Genomic DNA, 25,950 nt, shown 5'->3' with positions numbered 1-25,950 from the left:
CGCTGCCTCAGCGGCGGTAGAGCACCTTGCCATCGACCAGCGTCAGATCGACTCTGGTGGCAAGGATCTCTTCCTCGGGCACGGTGAGCAAGTTGCGGTCGAGCACGACGAGATCGGCAAACTTGCCCGGCGTGATCGTGCCGCGATTGTCTTCATCGAAGCTGAGGTAGGCGGCCTCGCGGGTGTACATCGCCAGCGCCGCCATACGCGAGACCTCCTCTTCCTCGCGGGCATAGGCCCTGCCGCTTTCAGCCTTGCGCGTCACCGCTACGTAGACGCCGTAGAGCGGCCCGATGGGCAGGTTGTCCGAGCCCAGCACCATCTTCACACCGTGGCGCAAGGGGCTGCCCAGCGGGTTGATGTGGGTGAGCGCGCGGCCCTCCAGCGTCTGCTCGTAGCGCCCTTCAAGGTTGTAGAGGAAGTTGGGCTGGGCCGCGCCCCAGATACCATGAGCGGCCATCGTATCCAGAGTCGCCTCCGGCGGCAGCATGGTGAGGTGCGAGGAGAACCAGCGGTGGTCCTCCAGCGGCTTTTCATCAAGCGCTGCGGCATAGACATCGATCAGCCGCTCGATGGCGGCATCGCCGATGGCGTGAATGCCCATCTGCCAGCCCAGGTCACGCGAGGTGCGCACCATTTCCTCAAGGGCGTCGGGCTCGATCGCGAGACGTCCGCGAAAGCCCTCCATCCCCTTGTAGTCTGCGAGGGTCCAGGCGGTCGGGCCGGTAAAGCCGCCATCGACACCCGGCGCTTCGCCGATGGGGCCGATCTTGAGGCGGTCATCGCCATGTCCGGTGCGCCAGGGAAAGCGCTTGAGACGCTCGGCTCCCGGATAGACGATGTACATCGTCGTTCGCGGCAGTTCGGTCCCGTGCGCCGCGTAGATCTCCTGGAACTGGCGCCAGGTGTGGACCGCGCCGCGCTTTTCCGGGGCCAGCCCGCCCTTGTCCACCGGCTCGTCGTCGATGGTTGAAAGCGCTTCCATGAGACTGGTAATGCCCAGCGGCAGGAGCGCCTTCAATTCCGCGGTCCAGCTCGGCTTCATCTCCTCGGGCGTTGCGGGCGGGACGTGCGAGAGGAAAAGATCGGTACGCTCGCGCACGAGGCCATTGGGCACGCCATCGGCGCCGCGCTCGATAAGGCCATGCTCGGGATCGGGTGTCTGCGCATCGATCCCGGCCTTGGCCAAGGCAAGGCTGTTGCCCACGATCGAGTGGTGCCCCGCGCGCGTCAGGGCCACCGGATTGTCGGGGGCGGCTGCGTCGAGATCGGCCCGCAGCGGATTGCGCCCCTCGGCCATCTGCGCCTCGTCCCAGCCATAGCCGGTGATCCATTCACCGGGCCCCAGCTCGCGCGCCTTGGCCCGCACCATCTCCTGAAGCTGCGCAATCGAACGGGCCTTGCCCGCCGCAATCGCGCGCGGCGCCTGGCCGATGATGTGGATGTGGGTGTCGATGAAGCCGGGCATCAGCATCCGTCCGGCAAGGTCGATGGTCTCGGGCGCAGTGTAGGCCTCCGACAGTTCCGCGCCCCCTACCGCCACGATGCGCCCATCGCGCACCGCCACCGCGCTGGCGAAGGGATGGTCGGGGTCCATTGTCACGACTTCGCCGTTGGTCAGCAGGAGGTCGGCCGCCTCCTGCGCCAGCGCCTGGGGGCTGGCGCAGGCAAGCAGTGCAGCGGTCAACAGGCGCACAGGGGACAGGGCGCGGGCCATCGGGGTCCTTTCCATCAGAATGCCGCGTTCACGCGCACATACCAGAAACCACCGTTGTACCCGAACGGGGAGCTGTCGATATAGCGGTTGCCGCTGACCGTCGCCTGGGTGGGCTGGTACCAGTTGGAATTGGGCTGGCCGAGCGAACGGATGTCGCGGTCGGGGTAGTTGTCGAAGATGTTCTCCGCGCCCAGCGCCAGCGTGAAATTGTCGGTCATGCGGTAGCGCACTTCGAGGTCTGCGGTCACTTCGGACCCGACGTCGAGGGGGCCGCCGTTCTCGGGCAGGGCCCAGCTGGTGAAGCCATCGTAGAAATAGCCGCGCGCCGTGACCGACAGGCGCCCCAGCGTCCAGGTCTCGGTCATCGTCGCCTGCCATTTGGGAAGGCTGTCCTCGATGTTGCCCGCGCGCATGTCGTCGACCACGGTGGGATCGCTCGAGAGCACCTTGGTGGCGTTGTAGTTGACGGCCAGCGTCGTTGCGAACTGGCCAAAGCCGGTGTCCGCGCGGTGGCTTGCGGTAAAGTCGACACCCTGCGTACGGGTCTTGAAGCCATTGGCGAAGTAGCGCACGAGGCCCACCGTTGCCCAGTTGGCAAGGCCCGCCTCGCGCAGGACCGCACGCTGGGCATCGCTTTCGATCGGGATGTAGCTGGCAATCCCCATGCGGTCACGAATGGTGATGTTGTAGTAATCCACCGTGAGGTTGAAGCCCCCACCCGGCGTGAAGACGAAGCCGGCCGAGAGGTTGGTCGATTTCTCAGGCACCAGCGGCGTTGCGCCAAAGGCCTGCGCGGCGGCGTTGTCGGCGGGTAGCGTCAGCAGCTCGACCGGGTTGGGCCCGAAGAAGGCCGTGATCCCGGCCGTGGTGAAGAGCTGGCCCGGCGTTGGCGCGCGAAAGCCGGTGCTTGCCGTACCGCGCACCGCCAATGCGGGCGAGACGGCATAGCGGGCCGAGACCTTGCCGTTGGTGGTGCTGCCAAAGTCGGAGAAATGCTCGTAGCGTCCGGCAAAACCCAGGGTCAGGTTCTCGACGATGTCGCCCTCGATGTCGATGTACCCGGCGTAGGAACGGCGGGAACGATCGACCGCGAAGTTGGGCGAGTAGCCCGGAAAGCCGCTTACCCCCGGCCCCTGCGTGGCGAAGGCCCCGGTGTCGAGCTCCTGCACGGTATAGGGCCCGGCCTGATAGGAAGGCAGGTCGCCAATGCCGATCTGGTAGGCCTCGGTGCGGTGCTCGGCGCCAACCGCAATGGTCACCGGCGAGGCCAGCCCGATCTCCCAGGGGTAGGCGAGGTCGGCGTTGAAGTTCGTTTCACGCTGTTCGAGCGAGCCGGAATAGAAGCTGGTCGGGCTGTCCGGGCCCATCGAGGCGTTGAGCGATTCATCGACAGTGTATTCCACCCGGCTCTGGCCGTAGCTTGCACTGAAATCCCAGCTGAGGCCGCTGTCGAATTCGCCGCGATAGCCCCCCGCCAGCGAGAGGTCGGTCACCTTGCCCTGGAACTGCGGGTTGAAGCCATCGGGATAGAGCGAGGCAAAGTTGAAGGTGCGCCCGTTCGAATCCCAGGTGCCATCGGGCAACTGGTCGAGGTAGATGTCGTTGAAGACACTCGAGCGCGGATAGATCGCGGTGCCGGTGCCGTCCTGGCCCGGCCCTTGCGCGTCATAGGGCTGGCGCCAGTTGAATTCGAAGGCCTGCTTGCTCCAGCCGTAATTGCCGAACATGTAGATCTCGGACGCGTCCGAAAGCGCGATCGCGCTGTTTACGAAGAGGCGATAGGAACGCAGGTCCGGGTTGCCGATGCGCTGGATCGGGTCGGCCACGTTGACATCGGGCAGCGAGAGGGAAGTCGCGAGCGCGCCGATGCGCTGCCCACCGCGACTGGTCGGCGCGGAATCGAGGAACTCGCCCGAGACGTTGATGAAGCCGGTCGGCCCGAGCGGCAGGCCCAGGTTCGCCGCGATCTGGTAATCCTCGCCATCGCCCTCGTAGAACTGGCCGTAGCGCGAGCGCACTTCCAGCCCCTCGGCCGCATCGCGCAAGGTGTAGTTGATGACGCCTGCAATGGCGTCCGAACCGTACTGCGCCGAGGCGCCGTCGCGCAGCACCTCCAACTGCTTGACCGCGATGCTGGGGATCTGGGCGACGTCAGGCCCCTGCGCCCCGCTGGCGAGCGCCCCGCCGTTGAGCTGGACCATGGCCGAGCGATGGCGACGCTTGCCGTTGACGAGGACCAGGATCTGGTCTGGCGGAAGGCCGCGCAGGGTCGGCGGTCGCACGAAGCCCGAGCCATCCGAGAGAATGCCCACGAAGCGCCCCACGTTGTAGGAAGGCACCAGCGAACGCAGGATGTTGTTCATGTCGCCCGAGGCCTGGGTATCGAAATCCTCGGCCGTGAAGACGTCGATGGGCGCGCTCGATTCCAGCGCCGAACGGTCGGCACGGCGCGTGCCGGTGACGATGATCGCGCCTGCGTTTCCGGCCGTTTCGGTCTCGGCCTCTTGCGCGAAGGCCGGTGTGGACAGAACCATCGCCGCGGCCATGGCGGCGTGGCTCGTTGCGAATGCAAAGCGCATGCGTCTTCCCCCTGTTCGTGGTCGTGCGCCGCACCGGGCGCCGCGTTTCCGCTGGGCCGCCTTGCGGCTCTTGCGTGACTTTCGCAGGCCCCTGACGCAGCGGAAGGAGCCAAGTCTGACACCGCCGGTGCATGCAGGGCACCACTCCTGAACCATGTAAAAAAAGACCGCCAATCCCGAAGGATGGCGGCCGTCTCGAGGTTGCCGTAGGGTACGACGTGATCGGGTGGGATAGAGCGCTCAGGTGCGCCGGGCGAAGGGGTAGGTTTCGCGCTCGACGACCTCGCTGACGGCCCGGTGCGCCTCCAGGATCGCGGCATCGGTATGCGGACTTGCCGCAGCATCGGAGTTGGCGATGGAGACAAGTCCATAGGGTTGCCGACCGACCACGCAGGGCCGCTCGGGCGACTGCGTGTAGACCCATTCGACCGGATCGTAGAGGCTGTTGTAAGTATAGGCATAGCCGTGCGGCCAGCGGTTGACGGTGATCGCGGCGATGTCGCGCGCAGGGTCGAAACCGCCCGGCCCGAGGATGCGCGCAAGCTGGCTGCGGGTTTCGCGCTCGAACGTCTCGAAGCTCATTTCCAGCAATTCGGCGCGGCCGATGCGGTGCTGGTCGCGGCGGGGCTGGCCCGGTGCGTTCATGAACTTGGTGAGGTGCAGCGCGATCGGCTCCGCGCTCGAGCGGGCGTGGCGCAATGCGCCAAGGTCCGCCGCCTCGGTGAGCGCGACGACATCGTGGAACATGGTCGGGCACGAGATGCTGGAAACGCCCAGCTTCTCGAACGCGCGCCAGTTGCGCAGCACCACGTTGGTGTAGATGAGCGGCCCCTTCACGCCGTAGGCCAGCGCCTCCTTCTGGGGCGCGGGCAGTTCGGGCATCATGTAGGGGATCGCCATGTTCCAGCAGGCCATGATGACCGACCGCGCGCGCACCGATTTGAGCGCATCGCCGTTGGCATAGGTGATGACGGCCTCGCGCGCGGTCCTCGCATCGCCGTCGTGGGCCACGTTGACAACGATGCTGGAGAGACGGATGCGCACCGGATTCTCCGCCCGGTCAAGCGCGCCATAGGCAATGCGGGCGGTGCCCATGTCCTCCTGCGTGCGCGCCGAGGTGGTACCGGGTACGAGGTGCGCGACCAGCAGCCGGGCCAGCGTGGCGTTGCCATCGGGAAAGTGCACCGCGTTCCAGTCAATCTTCTGGCGCCCGTGCTGGCCGCCGGGAAGGTCGGCGAAGAGGCCCTCGGGGATTTCGCCAAGGCCCAGCCCCGAAAAACCGGGATAGCCCTCGACCCAGCCGAACAGTGCCGGGGTGGCATCGGCCCCGACGCAGAAGCTGCTGGTGCCCATCTGCTGGAAGAACCACATGACCTGGGGATCGACCTTCAGGGTCTTGAGGTAATAGTCCCGGAACGAGGTGGTCGCGAGGAAGTGCTTCTTTTCCGCCACGCTCATGCCCGCCAGATAATCGGGCTGGTCGGGTGCGACGAGGCGGGCCATGTCGGCGCGGGCCTTGGCCGAAAGCGGCGTGCGGGCGAGGAACTCGGCCGAGCCCATCGCGCCCGGACCGCCCCCGTGGCCGCCGCCGCTTTCCGGCACGACAAGTCGGTCCGCCTCCCAGGTCTCGGCATCGAAGAAGTGGCCGCGCGTCAGGCCCTTGTCCGCATAGAGATCGCGGACCTCGGCGTTGGAGACCCGGTAGCGTTCCAGGTCGATCCCCATGTCGTCCAGCAGTTGCGCGGCCCAGCGGTTGTAGCGCGCGGGCGATTCAACGTTGAGCGTGCCCCCGTTGATCACCACCAGCTTGCCATCGACCATGAACTCGTTGCGCTTGGCATGGCCGCCAAAGTCGTCGTGGTTGTCGAGGATGAGGATACGCGCGTCCTTGCCCACCGCCTTGCGGTAGAAGTGCGCTGCGGACAGGCCCGAGATACCGCCCCCCACGATCACCAGATCATAGGTTTCGCCCTGATCGGCCACCTCCTCGATGGGCAATTGCCCATCGCGCATGAGGTGCGCGAATTCAAAGGAGCCGGGGTGGCTTCCGCGCATGCCGGTCTTGGCCGGGGGATAGCTGGTGGCCGCCGCCCCGCCTGCCGCTGCCCCGCCTGCCGCCGTCTGCGCGAAGCCCGGCGCCGACAGGCTGGCCGCGCCGAGGGTGCCCAGGGCCATGGCGGTGCCGTTCAGGAAGTCGCGCCGGTCGATGCGGCAGTTCATTCCGAGACGCAGGTCATTCTCGGTCATTCAGCAGGCTCCTGGATAGTCGTATCGATATGGGCAAGCGGGTCGAGCGGGGCCGCCTTGGCCCGGCGCAATACGAGGAAGAGCACCGCGAAGAAGGCGGTGATGGCCACGCTCGACCAGAACTCGGCGGCCGATCCCGGGTTGAGCGCCATGGCGCCCAGGATCACGCAGATCGCCAGCACCGAGGCCCCGCTCAGCCAGGGGAAGAACCAGGTGCGGATGGTCAGTTGCTGCGGGCATTCACGCTCGAAAGTCCGGCGAAGGCGCATGTGCGAGAGCGCGATCATCAGGTAGACGATCAGCATCAGCGCGCCCGAAGCGTTGACGAGGAAGCTGAACACGACCTCGGGCGAGAGCACCGAGGCGGCCAGCGCGGCGTAGCTGAAGAGGCTCGCAATGAGGATCGCGCGAGCAGGCACCTTGCGCGCGTTGACCCTTACCAGCGCCTGGGGCGCATCGCCGCGCGCGGCCAGCGTGAAGAGCACGCGCGAAGTGACGTAGAGCCCGGAATTGAGGCACGAGAGCACCGCGACCAGCACGATCACGTTCATGATCAGCGCCGCGCCCGGAATGCCGATGGCGGCCAGCGCAGCGGTGAAGGGCGACTGGCCGGGCACCACGCTGTCCCACGGCACGACCGAGACGATGAGGAATACCGAGAGGATGTAGAAGACCAGGATGCGCAGCGCGACGGTGCTGGTCATGCGCGCGACGGTGCGGGTGGGTTCGGCGGATTCGGCTGCAGCGATCGTCGCGATCTCGGCGCCTACGAGCGCGAAGATCACGCTTGTCGTCGCGGCGAGCACCTGCATGCCTCCTGCCGGCGCGAAGCCGCCGTGCGCGGTGAGATTGCCGAAGGTCGGCCCGTCCGGCGCGCCCAGCCCCAGCGCATAGGCGCCGGTGACGAGGATGAAGACGATGATCCCTGCCACCTTGATCGAGGAGAACCAGAACTCGAACTCGCCGTAGGAGCGCGTCGACATGAGGTTCACTGCGGTCAGCACGGCCATCAGCACGATCCCGATGAGCCAGACGGGAAGAGCGATCCACCCCGCGATGATGACCGCGCCCGCAATCGCCTCGATGGCCACCACGACCACCCAGAAATACCAGTAGAGCCAACTGCTGAGAAACCCGGCCCAGTGGCCCAGACCCATGCGGGCGAACTCGGGAAAGGACTGGATGCCGGGGATCGCGACCGCCATCTCGCTCAGCATGCGCATGATGACCAGAACGATCGCGCCCGCCAGCGCGTAGCTCAGGATCACCGCAGGCCCTGCCGCAGCGATGGACGTGCTGCTGCCCACGAAAAGCCCCGCACCGATGATCCCGCCAATCGCGATCATCGAGACGTGGCGCGCCTTGAGCGAGCGACCAAGTTCATCCTGGCTCTCGCCCGGATAGACTTCCGCTGGCGAGACGATGTCGTTCTGCGGGATCGCCTGCGTCCCCTCGTCTGCCCTGCCGTTCATCGCGCTCCCTGCCGTGTCATGTGTGAGGGACCCAGTGCAGGTCGTATTCGACCTCCCAGGTCGCACCGTCGTCCTCGCTGCCCACCGAGAGCTCGCGGATGCCCCCGTCCCCGGTGCGCGTCAGCGTCCAGTGGCGCAGGCGCACCCGCTTTTCGCCCAGTGGCCCCTCGCCCAGTGGTTTGCGCGTCACGTAGCGGATCGCGCCGGGCCCTGTGGGTTCGCCGGTGAAGGTGGTGCTGGCACCATCGTCGGTCACCCAATGGTACATCCAGTGTCCGAGCAGCGCGGAGTAGTTGAAGATGCCGAGCCCGTTTCCACGTGTGCGCCCGCCGGTCACCGTCCAGGTCTCCTCAATGGCGCAGCTTTCCAGGATCGGCTCCAGCGTGACCCGCGCGATGCGTGTTTCGCCCGCGTAGACGTCCCAGTCCCCCAGCGTGAAATCCTGCGCGCGAAAGGCCGGATTCTCACGGCAGATGTCGGCGGCGGGGGGCTCCTCAGCGTGCGAGGAAGCGAAAGGAATGGTCAGCGCCACTCCGCACATGAGAGCGAACAGACGCAGCAAGCGGGCAACCACGGGCATCTCAGTCGACTTCCGCGATGATGCGGCGCAAGGTGTCCACGATATGCGCGACCTGCCCTTCCTCGATGATGAGCGGGGGCGAAAGCGCGATGATATCGCCCGTCACGCGGATCAGAACGCCCTGCTCCCAGCAGCGCCGGTAGATCTCGAAGGCGCGTGTGCCCGGACCGTGCGGGCCTGCCTCGAGTTCGATCCCGGCAATGAGACCAAGGTTGCGGATATCGACGATGGGCGCCAGCCCCCGCAGCGAATGGACCGCCTCCTGCCAGAGGGGTTCCAGCGCGGCGGCCTTCTCGAAGAGGCCCTCCTCACGGTAGACATCAAGGCTGGCGAGCGCGGCGGCACAGGCCAGCGGGTGGCCGGAATAGGTATAGCCGTGGGGCAGCTCCACCGCGCCTTCGGCCGCGGCCGCGCAGATCGTCTCGTAGATCCCCTCGCGCACCAGGATCCCGCCCATCGGCACCGTGCCGTTGGTCAGCCCCTTGGCCATGGTGATGATGTCGGGCATCACACCGAAGCGCTGCGCGGCAAAGGGCGTGCCCAGACGCCCGAAGCCGGTGATCACCTCATCGAAGATGAGGAGGATACCGTGGCGATCACAGATCGCGCGCAGCCGTTCGAGATAGCCGCGTGGGGGCACCAGCACCCCGGTCGAACAGGCGACCGGCTCGACGATGCAGGCCGCGATGGTCTGCGCTCCGTGCAGTTGGACGAGGCGCTCCAGATCATCGGCAAGGTCCGCGCCATGCTCGGGCAAACCCTGGGTGAAAAGGTTGCGCTGCGGGTCGTGCGTGTGGCGAAGGTGGTCAACACCGGCGAGCAGCGCGCCGAACATCGCCCGGTTGCCGACGATGCCACCCACCGAGATCCCGCCGAAGTTGATGCCGTGATAGCCGCGCTCGCGCCCGACAAGGCGAGTGCGCGTCCCCTCGCCCCGCGCGCGCTGCCAGGCGAGCGCGGTCTTGAGCGCGGTTTCAACCGCCTCGGAGCCGGAATTGCAGTAGAACACCTGGCCAAAGCCCTCGGGCGCCAGATCGACAAGCCGGTTGGCCAGCTCGAACTGGGCGGGGCTGCCCATCTGGAAAGGCGGTGCGTAGTCGAGCTTTGCGGCCTGCTGCTGGATCGCCTCGACGATCCGGGGCTGCCCATGCCCGGCGTTGGAGCACCACAGCCCGGCCGTCCCGTCGAGAATCTCCCGCCCGTCATCGGTCTGGAAATACATGCCCTGTGCGCCCGTGATCATGCGCGGGGCGGCCTTGAACTGGCGGTTCGCGGTGAACGGCATCCAGTAGCTCGACAGGTCATTGAGCTTCATTTGCAAGGGCTTCGCGCTCCCGGTTGTCTCTTCCGCAAAGAGACCTATCGCCGCAGGAGGTGCCCCGGGAGATGCCTATCCGGCGTGGACTGGTGCCTCGCGCGCACCACCTGCCGCTTGCCCCCTTCCCAATCCCTATCGAAAGCTGTGAGCAAGCTGCGCCAGCAAAGGCCCCTGCGGAGCGCTCCTTGATGGAACGAACCGCAGGGGCGTTGCAGGCTCAGAAGCGATACTTGCCCTCAAGTCCGAAGGTACGGCGCTCGGGGAGACCCACCACAAGGCCGGAATAGTAGGTACTGTAGGCGAAGTTGTTGCTGAGCACCGAGGTGTTCGCAATCGAGGTGTACGTCTCGTTGTCGAAGACGTTGCGCACCCAGGCCGAAATCGAGAACGCCTCGAAATCCACGCCAAGACGGGTGTTCACCGTGACAAGCGAGGGCGTGCGCACCGTGTTCGAGGCGTCTGCCCAGAGACCCGACTTGTAGGTCATGTCGCCGCGCACATACCAGGTTCCGTCCCCGGTCTCGAGATCGCCGTGCACCTGCGCGCCCAAAGTCGCCGAGTATTTGGCGGTGTTGGGGTTCTCCTTGCCGCTGAAGTCGGTGATCCCGGTCAGCTGGCTGACCTGCGCGTTCTCGTAGGACTTGATCTTGCTGTCGTTGTAGGCCCCTGCAAAGTCGATATCGAGGTGCTCGAACAGGGCCAGGCTGCCCTCCACTTCAAAGCCCTTCATATCCACACTGCCGGTATTGCCCGTCGCACGGATGATCTGCACCGACTGGGTTACCGGATCGAACTCGGTGATGGTGAGCGCGTTGATCTGGTTGCGCCAGGGAGCGTAGTACGCCGCCATGGCAAAGGACAGGCGATTGTCGAACAGCCGCCCCTTGAGGCCGATCTCGTAGTTGGTCACCTTTTCGGGATCGACGCGCACCTGCAGGCCTGCGGCCTCGGCCGCGCGCTGCAGCGGAGCGCTGAAGGAGAGGAACCCGACGTTGAACGCGGCCGGGTTCACGCCCTTGGAATAGGACGCGTAGGCCATGACATCAGGGGTCACATCGTACTCGACGATCGCACGCGGCAGGAAATTACGGTAGGTTGCCTTGAGCAGGGTGTCACCGCCCGCATAAGTGCCCTGGGGCACGAAGATATCGCTGTCGGCGGTAAAGCCTGTTGGCTGTGCATAGGCGTAGAGCTTGTCGATCTGGTAGCGGCCCTCGAGGCTGACGCGCAATTCGGGCAGCACTTCGTAGTTGGCGCCGAAGAACAGGCCAAAGGTCCGATTGCGCGTGGCACCGTCGACATTCGAGAAGGTGCTGGTGCCAAGCGCGCCGTTACCGCCACCAAGTCCGCCCTGGGCAAACGCATTGAGATAGCTGGCCCCGAGCGTGCCGGTGAAGGGTCCGCCGCGATCGTAGGACAGGCGCATTTCCTGCGAGAAGTCGCGGTTCACGCGTTCAACCAGGTAGGGCATGTCGAAATAGTCGGGAGCGCCCGGCGGGGGCGGGCCGAAACCGTTGTTGGGGATCGCGGTCGTGCCGTAGTTGTCGATGTCCGAGAACTGGCTGTAACGCTCGTTGTTATAGGATGTCAGCGAGGATATCGTCAGCCCGCTGTCCCCCAGCTCCCAATCCGCGATCAGGTGCAGGTGGTAGTAGCGCCGCACCAGCCCGTAGCCTTTGACCCCGTCCTCGGGACTGACCAGTCGGCCGGTCGGATTGGCCAGAAAGTCGGTGATGTAGCTGTTGGCAATCGTGTTCTGCGAAGGGCCAAAGGCGAGATCGGGCGTGACACCGCAGATGAACGGATTGGAAATCGCCCCACCGGCCGAGTTCCTACCCGAAAGCGTGCAGTTGGACTGCGAGGGCACCACCACCGTTCCATCGGGCGCGGCGATCTCGTAGGCCGAGATGAGGCCCTGGGCGGAGGGACCATCCTTGTCTTTCGAGAGAAGCCCGAAGCCCTTGATGGTCAAGGCGCTGGAGGGGGTCGCGACCAACTGCAGAGTGCCGCTCGTGGTGCGCTGATCCCCCAGTGTTTCGCCGGTGAAATCGTTGCGCCACGACCCGCTCTTGCCGAACCGGTTGACGGTGGCGCGAAACGAAAGCAGATCGTCGACCAGCGGACCGGACATGTCCGCGTGGACGCGGTAGTTGTCTCGCGTGCCGACCATGCCGCTCACGCTTCCCGACAGGGTGTCGGACGGTGTCTTGCTGACGAAGTTGATCGCGCCCGAGAAGGTGTTGCGCCCGAAATAGGCCGCTTGGGGCCCCTTCAGCACTTCGACCCGCGCCGGATCGCTCAGCGCCGAGAAGGCCGTGGTCGAGGCCACCGGCGTCCCGTCAATGAACAGGGCCGCGGTCGGGTTCGTCGCCTGTGACGGGGTGAACCCTCGGATGATGACCTGCTGGAAAGAGCGGTCACTGCGCCCTGCCGCATTGTTGTTGATGACGACGCCGGGCGTGTTGTTGGCCACGTCGTTGAGGTTGACGATCCCCTTTTTCTCGATCGCATCCTCGGTCAGGACGGACAGCGAGATCGGCGTCTTGAGCATGTCCTCGGCGCGCTTGCGCGCGGTAACGAGGATTTCTCCCCCCGACCCGGCCGCCACGTTCGGCGCCCCCTGCCCATCGTCCTCGGCAAGGCGGGCCGGTTCAATCAGGATGACGCCCGAAGGCTTGCGCCGCGAGACGAGGCCTGAGCCTCCCAGCAGGCGCCCGAGAGCAGCTGACGAGGAATATTCGCCACGAAGCGACGGACCACGATGGCCGCGCAGATCCGAAGCCGCATAGGCGATCTGTTCGCGCGTGACCCGGCTGAATTCACGCAGCGCCCCCTGCAGCGGCTGCGCCTCGATGTCGAAGCGGTACATCTGTTCGGCCGCGAACGCCGACTGCCCCGATACGGCCAGAGCCAGGCCCAGCGCCCCCAGCGATACGCGGCACCCCGCCGCCATCAATACCTTCATCATGTCTTCGCCCCACTTTTCCGATTGTTGTCGAAAAGCAAGACGCACAGCGCACCAAACGGGACAGCAGGTTAGAAAAATACAAGTTTGGCCGGTCTATTCGAAAGCCTCTACTTATTGTCTTCTCAGGGCCGTTCGGACGCGCGATCCTGCCCGTCAGGGGTTTTCGTGCGCAACACGATGGCCCCTTCCTCCTGCGTTGCCGTCAGGGAATGAAGCGCGGTAACCGCCTCGATCAGCGCGGCCATGTCCCCCTTGTTAAAGACGCCGCTGATCGGCAGTTGCGCCGCCTTGGCGTCGCCCATGCGCAAACGGGTCCGGGAATACCGGCTCATACGCGCGGCGACCAGTTCGAGGCGCTCCTCGTCAACCACCATCTGCCCATCGTCCCAGGCCGCGGCCCGTTCCAGATCGACCCGGTGCATCGGCTCCCGGATCAATCCCGTCACCGGCATGGTCAGTTCGTAGCCCGGCTGCAGCACCAGCGGCGGCGCAGACCGCGCCCTCCCGGTATCCAGCGCGTGCGCGGCGCGATGCAGCGCACGCACCTCGACCGAACCTTCGTAGAGCACGACGCGCACCTCTTCCTCGATGATCTCGACGCTGAAGGCGGTGCCCGTGGCCACCACGAGGTGATCGCCCGCGCGCACTTCGAAAGGACGGTCCACATCCTTGGAGACCTCGAAGAGGGCACGCCCCTCCAGCATCTCGAGATGCCGCACATCGTCCTCCAGCCGCACCATCACCCGCGTGCGGGCATCAAGCGCGACGCGCGAGCCATCCTCAAGCATGGTCACCCGGCGTTCCCCGACATCGGTCGACAAGGTGTCCGCCGCGGGCACCAAGACGCCCCACACGAACAGCACGATCGCCAGCGCGGCCCCGACCACACGCAGCCTGCGCACGCCCCGCGCCGGAGGATTGAAGCGGTTGAGCGCATCCTGGCGCAGGTGCAGAAGCGGTTCGGCGTTGAGCGCATGGGCCGAGAGGCCCCAGACACTGGCCGCCTCGTCGAAGGCACGGGCATTCGCAGGATCCTCCATCCAGCGATCGAAGGACTGCCGTCCCTCGAGTTCGAGCGTCCCCTCTGCAAGTTCCAGGCACCACATCGCCGCCTGTTCGTCGCGCGATGGCGGCGTGGCGGCATCGCCCGGCTGGTGGTGAGACCCGCTCACGACCGGAACTCCCGCATTTCCTGCATCAGGAAGGCCATGGCCTTGGCTACGTGCTGCTTCACCGCGCTGGGGGAGATACCGAAGCGCTCGGCGATCGCGGCCTGACCGATCCGTTCGACCCGGTAGAGCAGGAAGATCGTACGGCGCCGTTCGGGAAGCTTCATGACGGCCGCCTGGAAGCAGGCCAGCTCCTCGCGGCCTTCGGCAATCGTGGCCGGATGGAGGAAATCAATGCCATGGTTCTCATCGGCGCCCACTTCCTGGCTGTGCCGGTCGCGTACGATGCGCTTGCGCGCGCGGTCGACCAGGAGGTTTTGCGCCACCTGGAAGATATAGCTGTCCCGCTGGGCAGGCCCGCCCGCATGGCCGAGGAGTCGGAAGAGCACTTCCTGCGTCAGGTCCTCCGCCTCGGCATGGTTGCGGACACGGCGCTGGAAGAACGCCATGAGCGCAGGTCGCCAGCGCTGATCCAGACCACATGTCGAACTCCTCTGCCGCTCGCTCGCCAATCGAAACCCCCCTTCTTTCGATGCCGCCCTCTGCATGACGGACAAGGCGCGCGAAGGGACAGCGCGCGGCCCTCGAATGTTTGCAGGGCGAATGCGCCGCAGGGCCGGTGGGCTCAGCAATCAGGGGGAGGGGGGCGAGACATCGCGCGCCGGTGCCGAACGCGAAAAAGCGGACCATGCGCTGTCCCTTCGAAGGGCCGGCACGTCTTGCTTCCGGACACTGCTCTTGAACGGATGACGCGATGTTTCCTGCAGCCTGCGCCCGCCCCTTGCCTGCCCCCTGGCCTGCCGATGCCGATTGTTCCCGCAGGCGCCCTCTGCCCCGACGTGAACTTCTGCAAGGTGCGCTGGTCGCGGCAACCCTCGCTCTCCTGCCACCAGCCCGCGCCTTTGCGGCCACGCCACCACAGGTCTCCAGCGGTAACCGTCTTGCGATCACGACGGTCTCGCTGCGCGCACGCTATCCCTTCGGAGCCCGCGCGAAAGAGACCCGCTCACAAGATCGAACCTCGCTCCTCGACGCCCCGGACTTCGTGGCTCGCGACCTCGGCCTGCCGCACATCGAGCTGTGGTCGCTGCAATTCCCCGACACCTCTGCGGACTATCTCGACACGCTGCGCGCGCGCAGCGAGGCCGCCGGTTGCCCGGTCTGCAACATCCAGGTGGACAACCCGCACAACCTGGCCAGCCCCGACGCGCAAGAGCGGGCCGCGGCGATCCGGGCCGCCCGCACATGGCTTGATATCGCGCAGCGCCTGGGGGCTCCCTCGATCCGCGTCAATCTCGGGGCCCCGCGCGCACAGGCGCCCTTCGCCATGGACGCGGCCTGCGATTCCTTCCGCGAGTTGGCGGACGAAGCGGGGGCTCGGGGCATGCTGGTGCTGACCGAGAACCACCTTGGTCCCAGCCGCGATGCCGAGCTCGTCGCGGACTTTCTCGACCGCCTCGACCATCCTCGCTGCCGCGTGATCGTCGACTGGGGCAACAGCGCACCGACCGGAACCGACGACGTGCTTGCAACCACGCGCCTGCTCGCGCCCTGGCTCCACCTTGTCTCGGCCAAGGGCATGGCCTTCGACCGCACCTATACCGAGACCAGCTACGACATCGCCCGGATCGTACAGGCAAGCGAGAAGCTGGGCTTCCGCGGGCTCTATTCGATCGAACTGTTCGGAGAGACGCCCGCCTGGTTCTGTGCGGATGAGGCCGCAAAGGCCATGGCCCGAACCATCGGCTCGGCACTGGAGAACTTCGATGCCGCGAACTAGTCCTACCCCCTCCCGCGTCCTGGCGCGGGTACTGATGCTGGCGAGCGCGCCCCTTGCGCTCGCGGCCGCACCGGTCAGCCCCCCGGCGGACGCCGCACGCGCTGCCGAACAGGTGGTCGAGGATTTCGCGCTGACGCTCGAACTCGCGTGTCCCAGCGGCTGTGCCGGAGGCCTGTGGCTCGAACCGGTGGAGCCCGACGCTCCCGCCGTCCACGTCTCCTTTGCCGATGCGGACCGCTGGGCCTACCGCGTGGATGATCCGGCCACTGGGGCGCAGGTCCCCCTCGGCGACGCGCCCAATCCGTTTCAGGATGGGGCGGGAATCCCGCGACGTGCGGGCCAGGGCGGCTTCACGCCGGTGCCCGCGTCCCCTCCGCGCGGGCCCTTGCGCGTTCCCGAATGGGACAAGGCCTCACCGGGATGGCACCGGATCGAACTGCGCGTGCGCCGCGACATACTGGCGCTGCGCTTCGACGACGAACCGCTGCGTCCCTATGGCCTGGCCATGCCCGCAGCGACCGGTCCGGTCCGCGTGCGCTTCGATCTCCCTGTACATGGCGCGAAGACCGTAAACTGGCGCCTCACCGCCTTCGAGGATCTCCTCTCCGGCAAGCGCCACGAAGAAGTCGTCGGCGCGCCCTTCCAGCGTCTCGTCCTCAACGACCTGTTCCTTGGCGAAGCGATCACAAGCGCCGATTTCGACGGTGACGGGCACCTCGACATCGTGGCAGGCCCGCAGATCTACTTCGGCCCCGACTTCACCCGCACGCGCGAGATCTACCCCGCCCGCCCGCAGGGGCCGGGCGCCTACCAGAACGCGATCATGGCCTTTGCACAGGACTGGACCGGCAATGGCCTGCCCGACGTCCTCGAACTCGGCCTGCCAGGCGAAAGCGCGATCCTCTACGTCAATCCCGGAGCGCAGTCGCGCACCTGGGAGCCCCATGTGGTCATTCCCTCAGTAGCCTCGGAATCCGCGCAGCTCGCCGATATGGATGGCGACGGGGTCCCGGAACTGGTCTTTGCCCGGCGCGGCGAGGGCCGCTCACTCGAATTCGGATACGCCGGGCCGAACACGGCCGATCCGACCGCCCCCTGGCGCTTCACCGCAATTGCCCCGCCCGGTCCCTGGGGCAGCCACGGCCTCGGCGTGGGCGACATCGACGCAGACGGACGCCCCGACATCGCCAGCAGCACCGGTTGGTGGCGCGCGCCGCACACCCCGGGGGGGACGTGGACGTTCCATCCGCAGGACTTCGGCTTCGGCGCGCAAATGCCGATCGTGGACATCAACGCCGATGGCCGCAACGACGTCGTCAGTATCGAACATGCCCACCGCTGGGGCCTGGGCTGGTTCGAAGCCATGCCGGATACCGGCGACGCACCGCGCTTCACCCGGCACACCGTGCTCGGCTCCGCAGCCCATCCCGATCGGCCGCGTCTGTTTTCCCAGGCCCATGCCCTTGCCGTTGCGGACATCGATGGCGACGGGCTTACCGACATAGTCTCGGGCAAACGCTGGTGGGCGCACCTCCAGTCCGAGCTCGACCCGGATCCCGACGCGCCCCCTGTCCTGTACTGGTTTCGCCAGGTCCGCAGCGCAGACGGCATCCGCTTCGAGCCGCAGCTCCTCAGCAACCGCGCCGGCGTGGGCACCCAGATCGTGGCGCGAGACCTGACCGGCGATGGGCGTACCGACATCGCCGTATCGGGACGCCACGGCACATTCCTGTTCGTGAACACCGGCCTTCCCCGCGCGCACCGGGAAATCGCCGAGGGAGATCCGCCACATGACTGATCGCCACGCCTTGCCCCGCGTCCTTGGCCTTGGGACGCTCATGGCCCTTGTCGGATGCAGCACGCTGCCGCCCATGCCCGACACCGCCCTGAAAGCCACCTCCTCGATGCAAACCGACTGGCCCGCCTATGGCGGCAGCCCGGAGAGCGCCCAGTTCTCCCCCCTCGCCCAGGTCGATCGCAGCAACGTGGCGCAGCTCGAAGTGGCCTGGCAGCTACCGGTATCCCCGCACCCGAACACGACCAGCCCGATCGTCGTGGGAGAGCGGATCTACACCGTGATCGATGACGCCGTCGTAGCGCTCCACGTCGCCGACGGACATGAAATATGGCGCGCGCCCGACAGCGCCGGGAAAGCCCGCGGGGTTGCCTACTGGCCCGGGGGCAATGGGCACCCCCCGCGCATCTTGAGCACCGTGGACGATGCGCTGATCGCGCTGCGCGCCGACACGGGTGCGCGTATCGCCGAATTCGGGGCGGACGGACGGGTCGACCTGCGCGAAGGCCTGGGGCGCCCACGCGAAGAGGTCGGCAAGATCCAGTCTGCGACACCGGGGCGGATATTCGAGAACCTCATCATCGTGGGCTCGAGCACCGGCGAAGCCTACGGCGCGGCCCCCGGAGACATTCGCGCCTACGATGTTGTGACAGGTGCCCCGGCCTGGACCTTCCGCACGCTTCCCGCAGCCGGAGACCCCGGAGCCGAGACATGGCCGCGTCCGCCTCGCCCCTATGTGGGCGGGGCCAATGCCTGGGGCGAACTGACGCTGGATGCAAAGAACGGCATCCTGTTCGTTCCGACAGGCTCGGCGACCTACGATTTCTATGGCGCGGATCGTGCGGGCGACAACCTCTACGCGAACTCGCTGCTCGCCCTCGATGCCCGTACTGGGCGGCGCCGGTGGCACTTCCAGACCGTCCACCACGATCTTTGGGACTACGACAATGCGCAGGCCCCCAAGCTGCTGACGGTCATGCGCGGGGGCAGCCCCGTAGATATCGTGCTGCTCGCGGGCAAGACAGGCTATGTCTACACTTTCGAGCGCACGAGCGGAAAACCGTTCTTCCCCATTCCCGAGACCCCCGTGCCCGCCAGCGACGTGCCCGGCGAAGCGGCCTCACCGACCCAGCCGATACCGACCCTTCCCGCTCCCTTCGCGCGCCAGAAGATCGATGCCGAGGAGCTTAGCCCGCTTCTCGATCCGGCCGAACGCAGCGCCTATGCGCAGCTCATCACGCAAGCGCGGAACGAGGGAATATTCACCCCGCCCAGTCTGCGAGGCACGATCCAGTTCCCCGGCAACCATGGCGGTGGACAGTTCGGCAACGGCGCGGTCGATCCGGCACGTGCGCGCTTCTACGTCGCCTCGCTCGACCAGCCCGCTCTGCTCAAGCTGGAACGGCGCCGCCCGCCCGCCTCGCGCTCGGTTCTCGCCGCGTCTCCCGCCGCGCTCTATGCCCAGGAATGCGCGGGGTGCCATGGCGCCGATGCCAGGGGACAGCCGCCCATGGTTCCCCCTCTGGCTGGTATCACCGCGCGCCTGACGGCCTCGGCCTTCGCCACGACCCTGCGCGAAGGGCGCGGCCAGATGCCCTCCTTTACCGCCCTCCCCGACGCGCAGGTCACAGCACTTCGGGAGCTTCTCGACGCCGCCGCGCAAACGCCCTCGGTCCTCGCCTTACCTCTGGCCGCAACGCCCGGGGACACGTCCCTTACAGGTGCCGAGACGGGGGATGGCATCCACGACACCCGCGAGCCCGTGTCGGCACGGGGACGGCCGCAACCCTATTTCAGCGGCTACAATTTTCTTCTCGATCACAGCGGCCTGCCAGCCGTGCGCCCGCCCTGGTCCACACTCACCGCCTATGACATGGCAAGCGGGGCGACACTGTGGCGGGTCCCATACGGCACCAATCCCCAAGCCGAGGCCCGGGGCCTTGCCGATACCGGCGCCTCGATCCCCAAGGCCAGCCTGATCGCCACAGCAGGCGGGCTCCTGTTTTCCGCCACTCCCGACCGGATGCTGCGGGCATGGGACGCGGACACAGGGCGCGTCATCTGGAGCTACCCGCTGCCCGCCCAGCCCCAGGCCATACCGGCCGTCTACGCCTGGCAGGGGCACCAGTACCTCCTTATCGCCGCGACAGCCTCCGGGGCTGGCCCCATGCAGATGGGCCCGGGCCATGCCGAAGAGGCCTATCGCAACACGCTCCTGGCGTTCCGCTTGCCTGCCGGCAGCTGAGATCAGGCGGAAAAGGCGGACGAGCGGCTCAGTTCCTGAAGGTCGGCAATCAGGTAGCGCAGGAAGTTCTTGGCTGCCGAGGGCAATTCGCGGCCCGTACGGCTGACCACGTGGGCATGGCCGGTCAACGCACGGTGCTGGATAGGCAGGGCCACGAGGCGCCCCTCGGCAATCTCCTGCGCCGCCGTGAAGGCGGGCAGAAGCGTGGCCCCTTCGCAGTGTTCTGCATAGCTCTTGAGCGCGGCGATGGACGAGGAATTCATCTGCGTCGTCAAACGGATGCCCTCGGTCTGCTCGACGTTCTGCACGACCTGCCGAATGCCGAATGCCTTCTGCATCTGCGCCAGCGGATAGTCGACGAGATCGGCCAGGTGCAGCGGACCGCTGCGCTGCACCAGCGGATGATCGGGCGTCACGATCACCGACACGGCCTGGTTGACGGACACATGGCTGCGCAGGCGCGGATCGCGTGGGGGGCTGTAGACCAGCGCGATATGCACCGTGTCCTCATAGATCATACGCACGGCATCGTTGGTCCCCACCGTCTCCATCGAGATCGAGATTGACGGGAAGTCACGGGTGAAGCGCCTGAGGCTGCCCGCGCTCACAAGGCCGACAAAACCCTCGCCCATGGCCAGCGAGATCCGCCCCCGCCGCAGGTTACGCAAGTCCCCGATCTGTCCGATCGTGTCCTCTTCATCGGCAAGGCGGCGGCGATGGTAGTCGAGCAGAAGCTCACCCGCCTCGGTGACCCGCACGCCCTTGTTGTGACGTTCGAGCAGGTTCACGCCGAGCTTGCGCTCCATCACCGAGATCTGGCGGCTGACCGCGGAGGCATTGATGTTGAGCTTGTCGGCTGCGGCGCGCACGCTCCCGGCCTGAACGGTTTCGTGAAGATAGGTGATCCAACGGTCATCAAGCAGCATGGCGGGAACATGACCTGCCGTTGCCCTGAATGCAACACGAGCAGGGAGGTAACACCCTTTCGCCTCCTCCGGCCTCGCCTAGACTTGGCTGAAACAATGGAGTTTGCAGGACAAATGAACGTCGGAATCATCGGTCTGGGAGCCATGGGCAGCGGCATGGCCCGCACGCTCGTCGCCGCCGGGTATACGGTCTTCGGTCTCGATCCGGCCATCGACGCCACAGTGCTCGAGCTTGGTGACAATTTCACGGTGTGCAGCGCGCCCACGCAGCTCACCGCGCGCTGCGAGACCATCATTCTCAGCCTTCCCAACGCGGCCATCGTCGAAGACGTCGTCGCGGGCAACCAGGGCCTGATCCTGAGCGGTCGCGAGGGGCTGGTTCTCATCGACACCAGCACCTCCCACCCCGACACCAGCAAGGCGCTTGCAGCGCGCCTCTCCGAACGCGGGATCGCCTTCGTGGACGCCCCTGTCAGCGGTGGACCGGCCGCAGCCAATACCGGCGCGATGGGCATGGTACTGGGGGGCAAGGAAGAGGACATCGCCCGCGTGGCGCCCGTGCTTGATGCCATGACCCGCATCCGCACCCACGTCGGGCCGGTGGGCGCGGGCCATGCGGTGAAGATCATCAACAACGCGCTGTGCGCCGCCAACCTGCTGCTCGGTGCCGAGGCCGTACGCCTGGGCCAGGCCTATGGCATCGAGGCGGGCGACGTCATTACCGGCGTCAATTCGGGATCGGGGCGCAGCGGCGTGACCGAGGTGAACTTCCCGCGCTGGATTCTCTCGGACGATTTCGATTCCGGCTTCACCATGAAGCTGATGCGCAAGGACGTGCGCCTGGCCCGCGACCTCATCGGCGAGGCCGGGCTCGACCTCGCGATGATGGCCTCGACCATCGCCCAGTGGGCACAGAGCGAGGACACGGTTGCCGACGAGAGCGATTTCAACTGCATCGTCAAGACGGTGCTGAAGGACTGAGGCGAATGGAACAGATGACTTTGACCGATCGCAAGGCCGCACTGGCCGAGGCCCTCGCCGCCTTCTGGAACGAGGGCGAGGCGGGGCACTCGCACGTCGGCGGCGCCGCGCTGTCCGGCGAGGGCGAGAGCTTCACCATCGAGAACCCGGTCGATGGCACGCCGCTCATCGCCGTGCGCGATGCGGGTGAGAACGTGGCGCGCGCCGCGGCGAAGGCCGCTGCCGAAGGCATGGCCGCCTGGGCCGCGATGCCCGCCGCCGGCCGCGGCCGCGTGATGCAGGCGATTGCCGCGGGCGTGCGCGCGAACATCGAGAAGCTGGCCACCATCGAGATGCTGGTCGCGGGCAAGCCGCTGCGCGATTGCCGCGGCGAGGCGCTCAAGGTCGCCGAGATGTTCGAGTACTATTCCGGATGGGCCGACAAGCTGCACGGCGAGACGATCCCCGTCCCCTCCACCCACCTCAACTACACGCTGCGTCAGCCCTTCGGCGTGATCCTCCAGATCACCCCCTGGAACGCACCGCTGTTCACGGGCGGATGGCAGGTGGCCCCAGCCATCTCGATGGGCAATGCGGTCGTGCTCAAGCCTTCCGAACGCACTCCCTTCACCTCGCTCGCGCTCGCGAAGATCGCCGAAGAGGCGGGACTGCCCAAGGGCGTGCTCAATGTTCTCGTCGGTTTTGGACACACCACCGGCCAGGCCGCGCTCGCCGCACCCGAAGTCAAGAAGGTCGTCTTCGTCGGCTCGCCCATGGTCGGTCGGCGCATTGCGGCAGCCGCCGGTGAACTGCTCAAGCCCTCGGTCCTAGAACTGGGCGGCAAGTCGGCCAACATCGTCTTTCCCGACGCCGATCTTCGTGCCGCCGCGCTGGGCGCACAGGCCGCGATCTTCGCGGGCGCCGGGCAAAGCTGTGTCGCCGGCTCACGCCTCCTCGTCCATCGCTCGATCCACGACGAGTTCGTCGAACTGGTCGGCAAGGGCGCCGCGCAGATCCGCGTCGGCGATCCCCTTGCCGACGACACCGAGGTCGGCCCGATCAACAACCGCCGCCAGTACGAACACGTCACCGGCATGATCGAGGACGCTCTGAACAGCGGCGCGCGCCTGGGCGGACCGAAGGCGCCGGTTCCCGAGGAGGGCTTCTTCGTTCCTCCCACCGTCATCGCCAACGCCACCAACGCGATGAAGGTCGCGCAGGAAGAGGTCTTCGGTCCGGTCGTCGCGGCCATTCCCTTCGACGACGAGGACGAGGCCATCGCGATCGCCAACGACAGCCGCTTCGGTCTGGCCGGCGCGGTCTGGACTGCGGACGTGGGCCGCGCGCACCGGGTCGCAGCACAAGTCAACGCGGGCACCTTCTGGATCAACTCGTACAAGACGATCAACGTCGCCTCGCCCTTCGGCGGCTACGGCGAGAGCGGGTACGGGCGATCGAGCGGGATCGACGTCCTGCGCGAATACACCCAGATGAAGAGCGTCTGGGTCGAGACCGCCCGCGTGCCCACCACCGCCTTCGGCTACGCACCCGGCCTGGGCAGCTAAGCGATGACGGGGGCATCGACCGCACGCGCAACGGCGCGGGAACAGGCCGCAGGAGCGGGCCGCAGCGCCCGCGCGCCCGCTGCCATGGCCAAGCTGCTGCTTGGCATGATCGCCCTGGTCCTCGTCGCCGAGGTCCTGGGGCCGGTCTCGATACCCTTGCCGGTCGGTGCCGTCGTCCTCCTGCCCCTGCTCTGGGCCCTCCTTCTGGGCGCGGGCTGGGGCGCGCTATCCCCGCGCCTGCCCGCCGCCCTTGGCCTGCCTCACGCATTGCAGGCCCGCGCTTCGCACCTGTTGCAGTTCGCGCTCATGCTGTTCGTCGCCAAGCTCAGCCTGATGGTGGGCACCTCGGTGCCACGCGTGATCGAGTCCGGCACCGGCCTGATATTCCAGGAATTCGGGCACTTCCTCGGCACCATGGTCTTCGGCCTCCCCGTCGCCCTGCTGCTCGGCATCAAGCGCGAGGCCATTGGCGCGACCTTCTCGGTCGGGCGTGAGCCCAGCCTCGCGATCATCGCCGAGCGTTTCGGCATGCATTCCCCGGAAGGGCGCGGGGTCCTGGCCGAGTATCTGACAGGGACGGTGTTCGGGGCGGTCTTCATCGCGGTACTGGCCTCGGTGCTGACCGCTCTCGACGTGTTCGACCCGATTGCCCTTGCCATGGGCGCCGGAGTGGGCTCGGGCAGCATGATGGCGGCGGCTGCGGGCGCCGTCGCGGCCCAGCACCCGCCGGAAGTCGCGCGCGACATCGCCGCCTTCGCCGCCGCCAGCAACATCATCACCACGACCGTGGGGACCTACTTCACCCTTTTCATCTCGCTGCCCGCCACGATCTTCGCCTACCGGGTGCTGGAGCCCCTGCTGGGCCGGGGCCGCAAGGCGCACCGCGCGCTCGAGCCGGATGTGGCGAGCGAGGACGAGGACCTCGAAGCGCCCGACTTCGAGGAAGGCAAAGACATCGGCCCCTGGGGCATTGTCGCCTGCTGGGCGGGCTGCGCCCTCATGGCGATCCTGGCCAATGCGCTCAACTACGAGGGTAGCTTCGATGGCCTGACCGCACTCGCCGCGCTCGCAACCGTGGGTGTTGCCGCGCTCGCAACGCTCATTGCCCGCCTCCTGCCGGTGCGCTTGCCGGTGGTGCTGTGGTGTTCGCTCTTCGGCATTCTAGCGACCTACCCGGCCATGCCCTGGTCGGCGACGATTGCCTCCCTGACCGAGCGCCTCAATTTCATGGCGCTCTCCACGCCGATCCTCGCCTTTGCGGGACTGTCGCTCGCCAAGGACATTCCCGCCTTCCGGCGCCTGGGATGGCGTATCGTACTCGTCTCGCTCTGCGCCAATGCGGGCACGTTCCTGGGGGCCACGATCATCGCCCAGTTCTTCGAACACCGTCCTCTCTGAAACCCGTCTGACACAAGGGCCCACGCTGCCATGGACCTCATCGCCCAAGTCGAACGTCTCGCAGGCGCCGAAATGCTGGCCCTGCGCCGCCGTATCCACCGCGAACCCGAACTCGCCTACGAGGAGCACCGCACCAGCGCGCTCGTGGCCGAAGTTCTCGAAGACATCGGCCTCGTCGTTACCACCGGCATCGCGGGCACCGGGCTTGTCGCCACCCTCTCGCGCGGCGAGGGCCCGACGATCGGCCTGCGCGCGGACATGGACGCGCTCCCCATCCACGAGCACGTCGAGGGGCGTGAGCATGCCTCCTGCACGCCCGGTGTCATGCATGCCTGCGGGCATGACGGCCACACCGCGATGCTGCTTGGCGCAGCGCGGGTGCTTGCCGCCGATCCCGACATTCGCGGCACCGTCCACTTCATCTTCCAGCCCGCCGAGGAGTGCGGAGGCGGCGCGCGCGCGATGATCGAGGATGGCCTGCTCGACCGCTTCCCCTGCCAGAGCGTCTACGCGATGCACAACTGGCCGGGCCTCGAGAAGGGGCACATCGCGGTCCAGCCCGGGCCGATGATGGGCTCGCTCGACACCTTCCGCATCGCCGTCACCGGCAAGGGCGCGCACGCCGCCATGCCCCACCTCGCCAAGGACCCGGTGGTCGCGGGGGCCCAGCTCGTCCTTGCCCTCCAGACCATCGCCAGCCGCACCACCGACCCGGCCGACAGCCTCGTCCTGACGGTGACCCAGTGCCACGCGGGCGAGGCCGACAACGTCATTCCCGAAAGCCTCGAACTGCGCGGCACGATCCGCTGCTATTCCGGCGAGGTGCGCCGTGCGACGCATGCGCGCGTGCGTGAGATCTGTGCAGGCCTCGAGGCGATGACCGGCTGCAGCGCCTCTTTCGAGCTCAACGCCGGCTACCCCGCCACGATCAATGCCGAGGCCGAAGCAGGTATCGCTGCGGACGCGGCACAGGCCCTGCTCGGGGCCGAGAAGGTCGCGCGCAGCTTCCGCCCCTCGATGGCCTCGGAAGACTTCTCCTTCCTCCTCGAAGCCTGTCCCGGCGCCTACGCCTGGCTCGGCATCGGCGAGGATGCCGCCCCGCTGCACAACCCGGCCTATGACTTTGCCGACGACGTGCTCACGACCGGCGCCGCGTTCTGGGTCACGCTGGTACGCCGCGAACTGGGCGCCTGACCGCCGCAACCTGTCCCGCCTGCCGCAAGGGGTAATC

General features: G+C 66.9%; 17 protein-coding genes. 7 read left to right on the top strand and 10 right to left on the bottom strand.

Annotated features, from left to right (window positions below; genetic code table 11):
* Positions 1–7 precede the first annotated feature (7 nt).
* The 9 genes from LC060_RS01315 to LC060_RS01275 all read right to left on the bottom strand — a co-directional run bounded on the left by LC060_RS01315 (position 8) and on the right by LC060_RS01275 (position 14,562).
* On the bottom strand, positions 8–1,717 hold the full coding sequence (locus LC060_RS01315; protein ID WP_226632021.1) for an amidohydrolase: 1,710 nt from the start codon (positions 1,715–1,717) through the stop codon (positions 8–10).
* 14 nt (positions 1,718–1,731) lie between these two features.
* Entirely contained in the window at positions 1,732–4,296 is a 2,565-nt protein-coding gene (locus LC060_RS01310) for a TonB-dependent receptor plug domain-containing protein (RefSeq protein WP_226632020.1), read from the bottom strand.
* A 240-nt stretch (positions 4,297–4,536) separates the two neighbouring features.
* Positions 4,537–6,543, bottom strand: a complete 2,007-nt coding sequence (locus tag LC060_RS01305; protein ID WP_226632019.1) for an NAD(P)/FAD-dependent oxidoreductase — start codon at positions 6,541–6,543, stop codon at positions 4,537–4,539.
* Positions 6,540–8,015, bottom strand: a complete 1,476-nt coding sequence (locus tag LC060_RS01300; protein ID WP_226632018.1) for an amino acid permease — start codon at positions 8,013–8,015, stop codon at positions 6,540–6,542. Before LC060_RS01300 ends, LC060_RS01305 begins: the two co-directional genes overlap by 4 nt.
* A gap of 16 nt (positions 8,016–8,031) precedes the next feature.
* Positions 8,032–8,595, bottom strand: coding sequence for a hypothetical protein (locus LC060_RS01295; RefSeq protein ID WP_226632017.1), 564 nt, complete (start codon positions 8,593–8,595; stop codon positions 8,032–8,034).
* A 1-nt stretch (position 8,596) separates the two neighbouring features.
* Positions 8,597–9,910 (bottom strand): aspartate aminotransferase family protein, encoded by a 1,314-nt coding sequence (locus tag LC060_RS01290; RefSeq protein WP_226632016.1) that lies wholly within the window; start codon positions 9,908–9,910, stop codon positions 8,597–8,599.
* A gap of 220 nt (positions 9,911–10,130) precedes the next feature.
* Positions 10,131–12,881 carry a TonB-dependent receptor gene (locus LC060_RS01285; RefSeq protein ID WP_226632015.1) on the bottom strand — a complete coding sequence of 917 codons (2,751 nt, stop codon included), beginning with the start codon at positions 12,879–12,881 and terminating at the stop codon, positions 10,131–10,133.
* Positions 12,882–13,003: 122 nt separating this feature from the next.
* A complete protein-coding gene (locus tag LC060_RS01280; protein ID WP_226632014.1) occupies positions 13,004–14,053 on the bottom strand; it encodes a FecR family protein in 1,050 nt (349 codons plus the stop codon).
* Positions 14,050–14,562, bottom strand: coding sequence for an RNA polymerase sigma factor (locus LC060_RS01275; protein ID WP_226632013.1), 513 nt, complete (start codon positions 14,560–14,562; stop codon positions 14,050–14,052). The genes LC060_RS01280 and LC060_RS01275 overlap by 4 nt, the downstream gene beginning before the upstream one ends.
* A gap of 242 nt (positions 14,563–14,804) precedes the next feature.
* On the opposite strand from LC060_RS01275, the gene LC060_RS01270 reads away from it, so the two are divergent.
* The 3 genes from LC060_RS01270 to LC060_RS01260 are packed head-to-tail and all read left to right on the top strand — an operon-like array spanning position 14,805 to position 19,870.
* Positions 14,805–15,830, top strand: coding sequence for a sugar phosphate isomerase/epimerase family protein (locus tag LC060_RS01270; RefSeq protein ID WP_226632012.1), 1,026 nt, complete (start codon positions 14,805–14,807; stop codon positions 15,828–15,830).
* Positions 15,817–17,628, top strand: coding sequence for an FG-GAP repeat domain-containing protein (locus LC060_RS01265; protein WP_226632011.1), 1,812 nt, complete (start codon positions 15,817–15,819; stop codon positions 17,626–17,628). Before LC060_RS01270 ends, LC060_RS01265 begins: the two co-directional genes overlap by 14 nt.
* A complete protein-coding gene (locus LC060_RS01260; RefSeq protein ID WP_226632010.1) occupies positions 17,621–19,870 on the top strand; it encodes a PQQ-binding-like beta-propeller repeat protein in 2,250 nt (749 codons plus the stop codon). Before LC060_RS01265 ends, LC060_RS01260 begins: the two co-directional genes overlap by 8 nt.
* Positions 19,871–19,872: 2 nt before the next feature.
* On the opposite strand, the gene LC060_RS01255 is transcribed toward LC060_RS01260, so the two are convergent.
* Positions 19,873–20,796, bottom strand: a complete 924-nt coding sequence (locus tag LC060_RS01255; RefSeq protein WP_226632009.1) for a LysR family transcriptional regulator — start codon at positions 20,794–20,796, stop codon at positions 19,873–19,875.
* 114 nt (positions 20,797–20,910) lie between these two features.
* Here LC060_RS01255 and LC060_RS01250 point away from each other — a divergent pair, with 114 nt between their 5' ends.
* From LC060_RS01250 to LC060_RS01235, 4 genes are read left to right on the top strand one after another with little or no spacing between them, the layout of a single operon-like run.
* The gene (locus LC060_RS01250) at positions 20,911–21,777 is read left to right on the top strand and encodes an NAD(P)-dependent oxidoreductase (protein WP_264191647.1); all 867 of its coding nucleotides are present in this window, start codon (positions 20,911–20,913) and stop codon (positions 21,775–21,777) included.
* 5 nt (positions 21,778–21,782) lie between these two features.
* Positions 21,783–23,321 (top strand): aldehyde dehydrogenase family protein, encoded by a 1,539-nt coding sequence (locus LC060_RS01245; RefSeq protein ID WP_226632007.1) that lies wholly within the window; start codon positions 21,783–21,785, stop codon positions 23,319–23,321.
* A 3-nt stretch (positions 23,322–23,324) separates the two neighbouring features.
* Positions 23,325–24,719: a DUF3100 domain-containing protein gene (locus LC060_RS01240; protein ID WP_226632006.1), complete on the top strand. Its 1,395-nt coding sequence runs from the start codon at positions 23,325–23,327 to the stop codon at positions 24,717–24,719.
* Positions 24,720–24,749: 30 nt separating this feature from the next.
* Positions 24,750–25,913 (top strand): M20 aminoacylase family protein, encoded by a 1,164-nt coding sequence (locus tag LC060_RS01235; RefSeq protein WP_226632005.1) that lies wholly within the window; start codon positions 24,750–24,752, stop codon positions 25,911–25,913.
* Positions 25,914–25,950 lie beyond the last annotated feature (37 nt).

It is taken from the genome of Novosphingobium profundi, from assembly GCF_020524485.1.
Taxonomy (GTDB): Bacteria; Pseudomonadota; Alphaproteobacteria; order Sphingomonadales; family Sphingomonadaceae; genus Novosphingobium; species Novosphingobium profundi_A.
This window is presented reverse-complemented; position numbering and strand designations above follow the sequence as displayed.

Bases quoted from the DNA above. Each gene is read 5' to 3' on its own strand.
- LC060_RS01315 (WP_226632021.1), bottom strand. From the start codon at position 1,717: ATGGCCCGCGCCCTGTCCCCTGTGCGCCTGTTGACCGCTGCACTGCTT.
- LC060_RS01310 (WP_226632020.1), bottom strand. From the start codon at position 4,296: ATGCGCTTTGCATTCGCAACGAGCCACGCCGCCATGGCCGCGGCGATG.
- LC060_RS01305 (WP_226632019.1), bottom strand. From the start codon at position 6,543: ATGACCGAGAATGACCTGCGTCTCGGAATGAACTGCCGCATCGACCGG.
- LC060_RS01300 (WP_226632018.1), bottom strand. From the start codon at position 8,015: ATGAACGGCAGGGCAGACGAGGGGACGCAGGCGATCCCGCAGAACGAC.
- LC060_RS01295 (WP_226632017.1), bottom strand. From the start codon at position 8,595: ATGCCCGTGGTTGCCCGCTTGCTGCGTCTGTTCGCTCTCATGTGCGGA.
- LC060_RS01290 (WP_226632016.1), bottom strand. From the start codon at position 9,910: ATGAAGCTCAATGACCTGTCGAGCTACTGGATGCCGTTCACCGCGAAC.
- LC060_RS01285 (WP_226632015.1), bottom strand. From the start codon at position 12,881: ATGATGAAGGTATTGATGGCGGCGGGGTGCCGCGTATCGCTGGGGGCG.
- LC060_RS01270 (WP_226632012.1), top strand. From the start codon at position 14,805: ATGTTTCCTGCAGCCTGCGCCCGCCCCTTGCCTGCCCCCTGGCCTGCC.
- LC060_RS01265 (WP_226632011.1), top strand. From the start codon at position 15,817: ATGCCGCGAACTAGTCCTACCCCCTCCCGCGTCCTGGCGCGGGTACTG.
- LC060_RS01260 (WP_226632010.1), top strand. From the start codon at position 17,621: ATGACTGATCGCCACGCCTTGCCCCGCGTCCTTGGCCTTGGGACGCTC.
- LC060_RS01255 (WP_226632009.1), bottom strand. From the start codon at position 20,796: ATGCTGCTTGATGACCGTTGGATCACCTATCTTCACGAAACCGTTCAG.
- LC060_RS01250 (WP_264191647.1), top strand. From the start codon at position 20,911: ATGAACGTCGGAATCATCGGTCTGGGAGCCATGGGCAGCGGCATGGCC.
- LC060_RS01245 (WP_226632007.1), top strand. From the start codon at position 21,783: ATGGAACAGATGACTTTGACCGATCGCAAGGCCGCACTGGCCGAGGCC.
- LC060_RS01240 (WP_226632006.1), top strand. From the start codon at position 23,325: ATGACGGGGGCATCGACCGCACGCGCAACGGCGCGGGAACAGGCCGCA.
- LC060_RS01235 (WP_226632005.1), top strand. From the start codon at position 24,750: ATGGACCTCATCGCCCAAGTCGAACGTCTCGCAGGCGCCGAAATGCTG.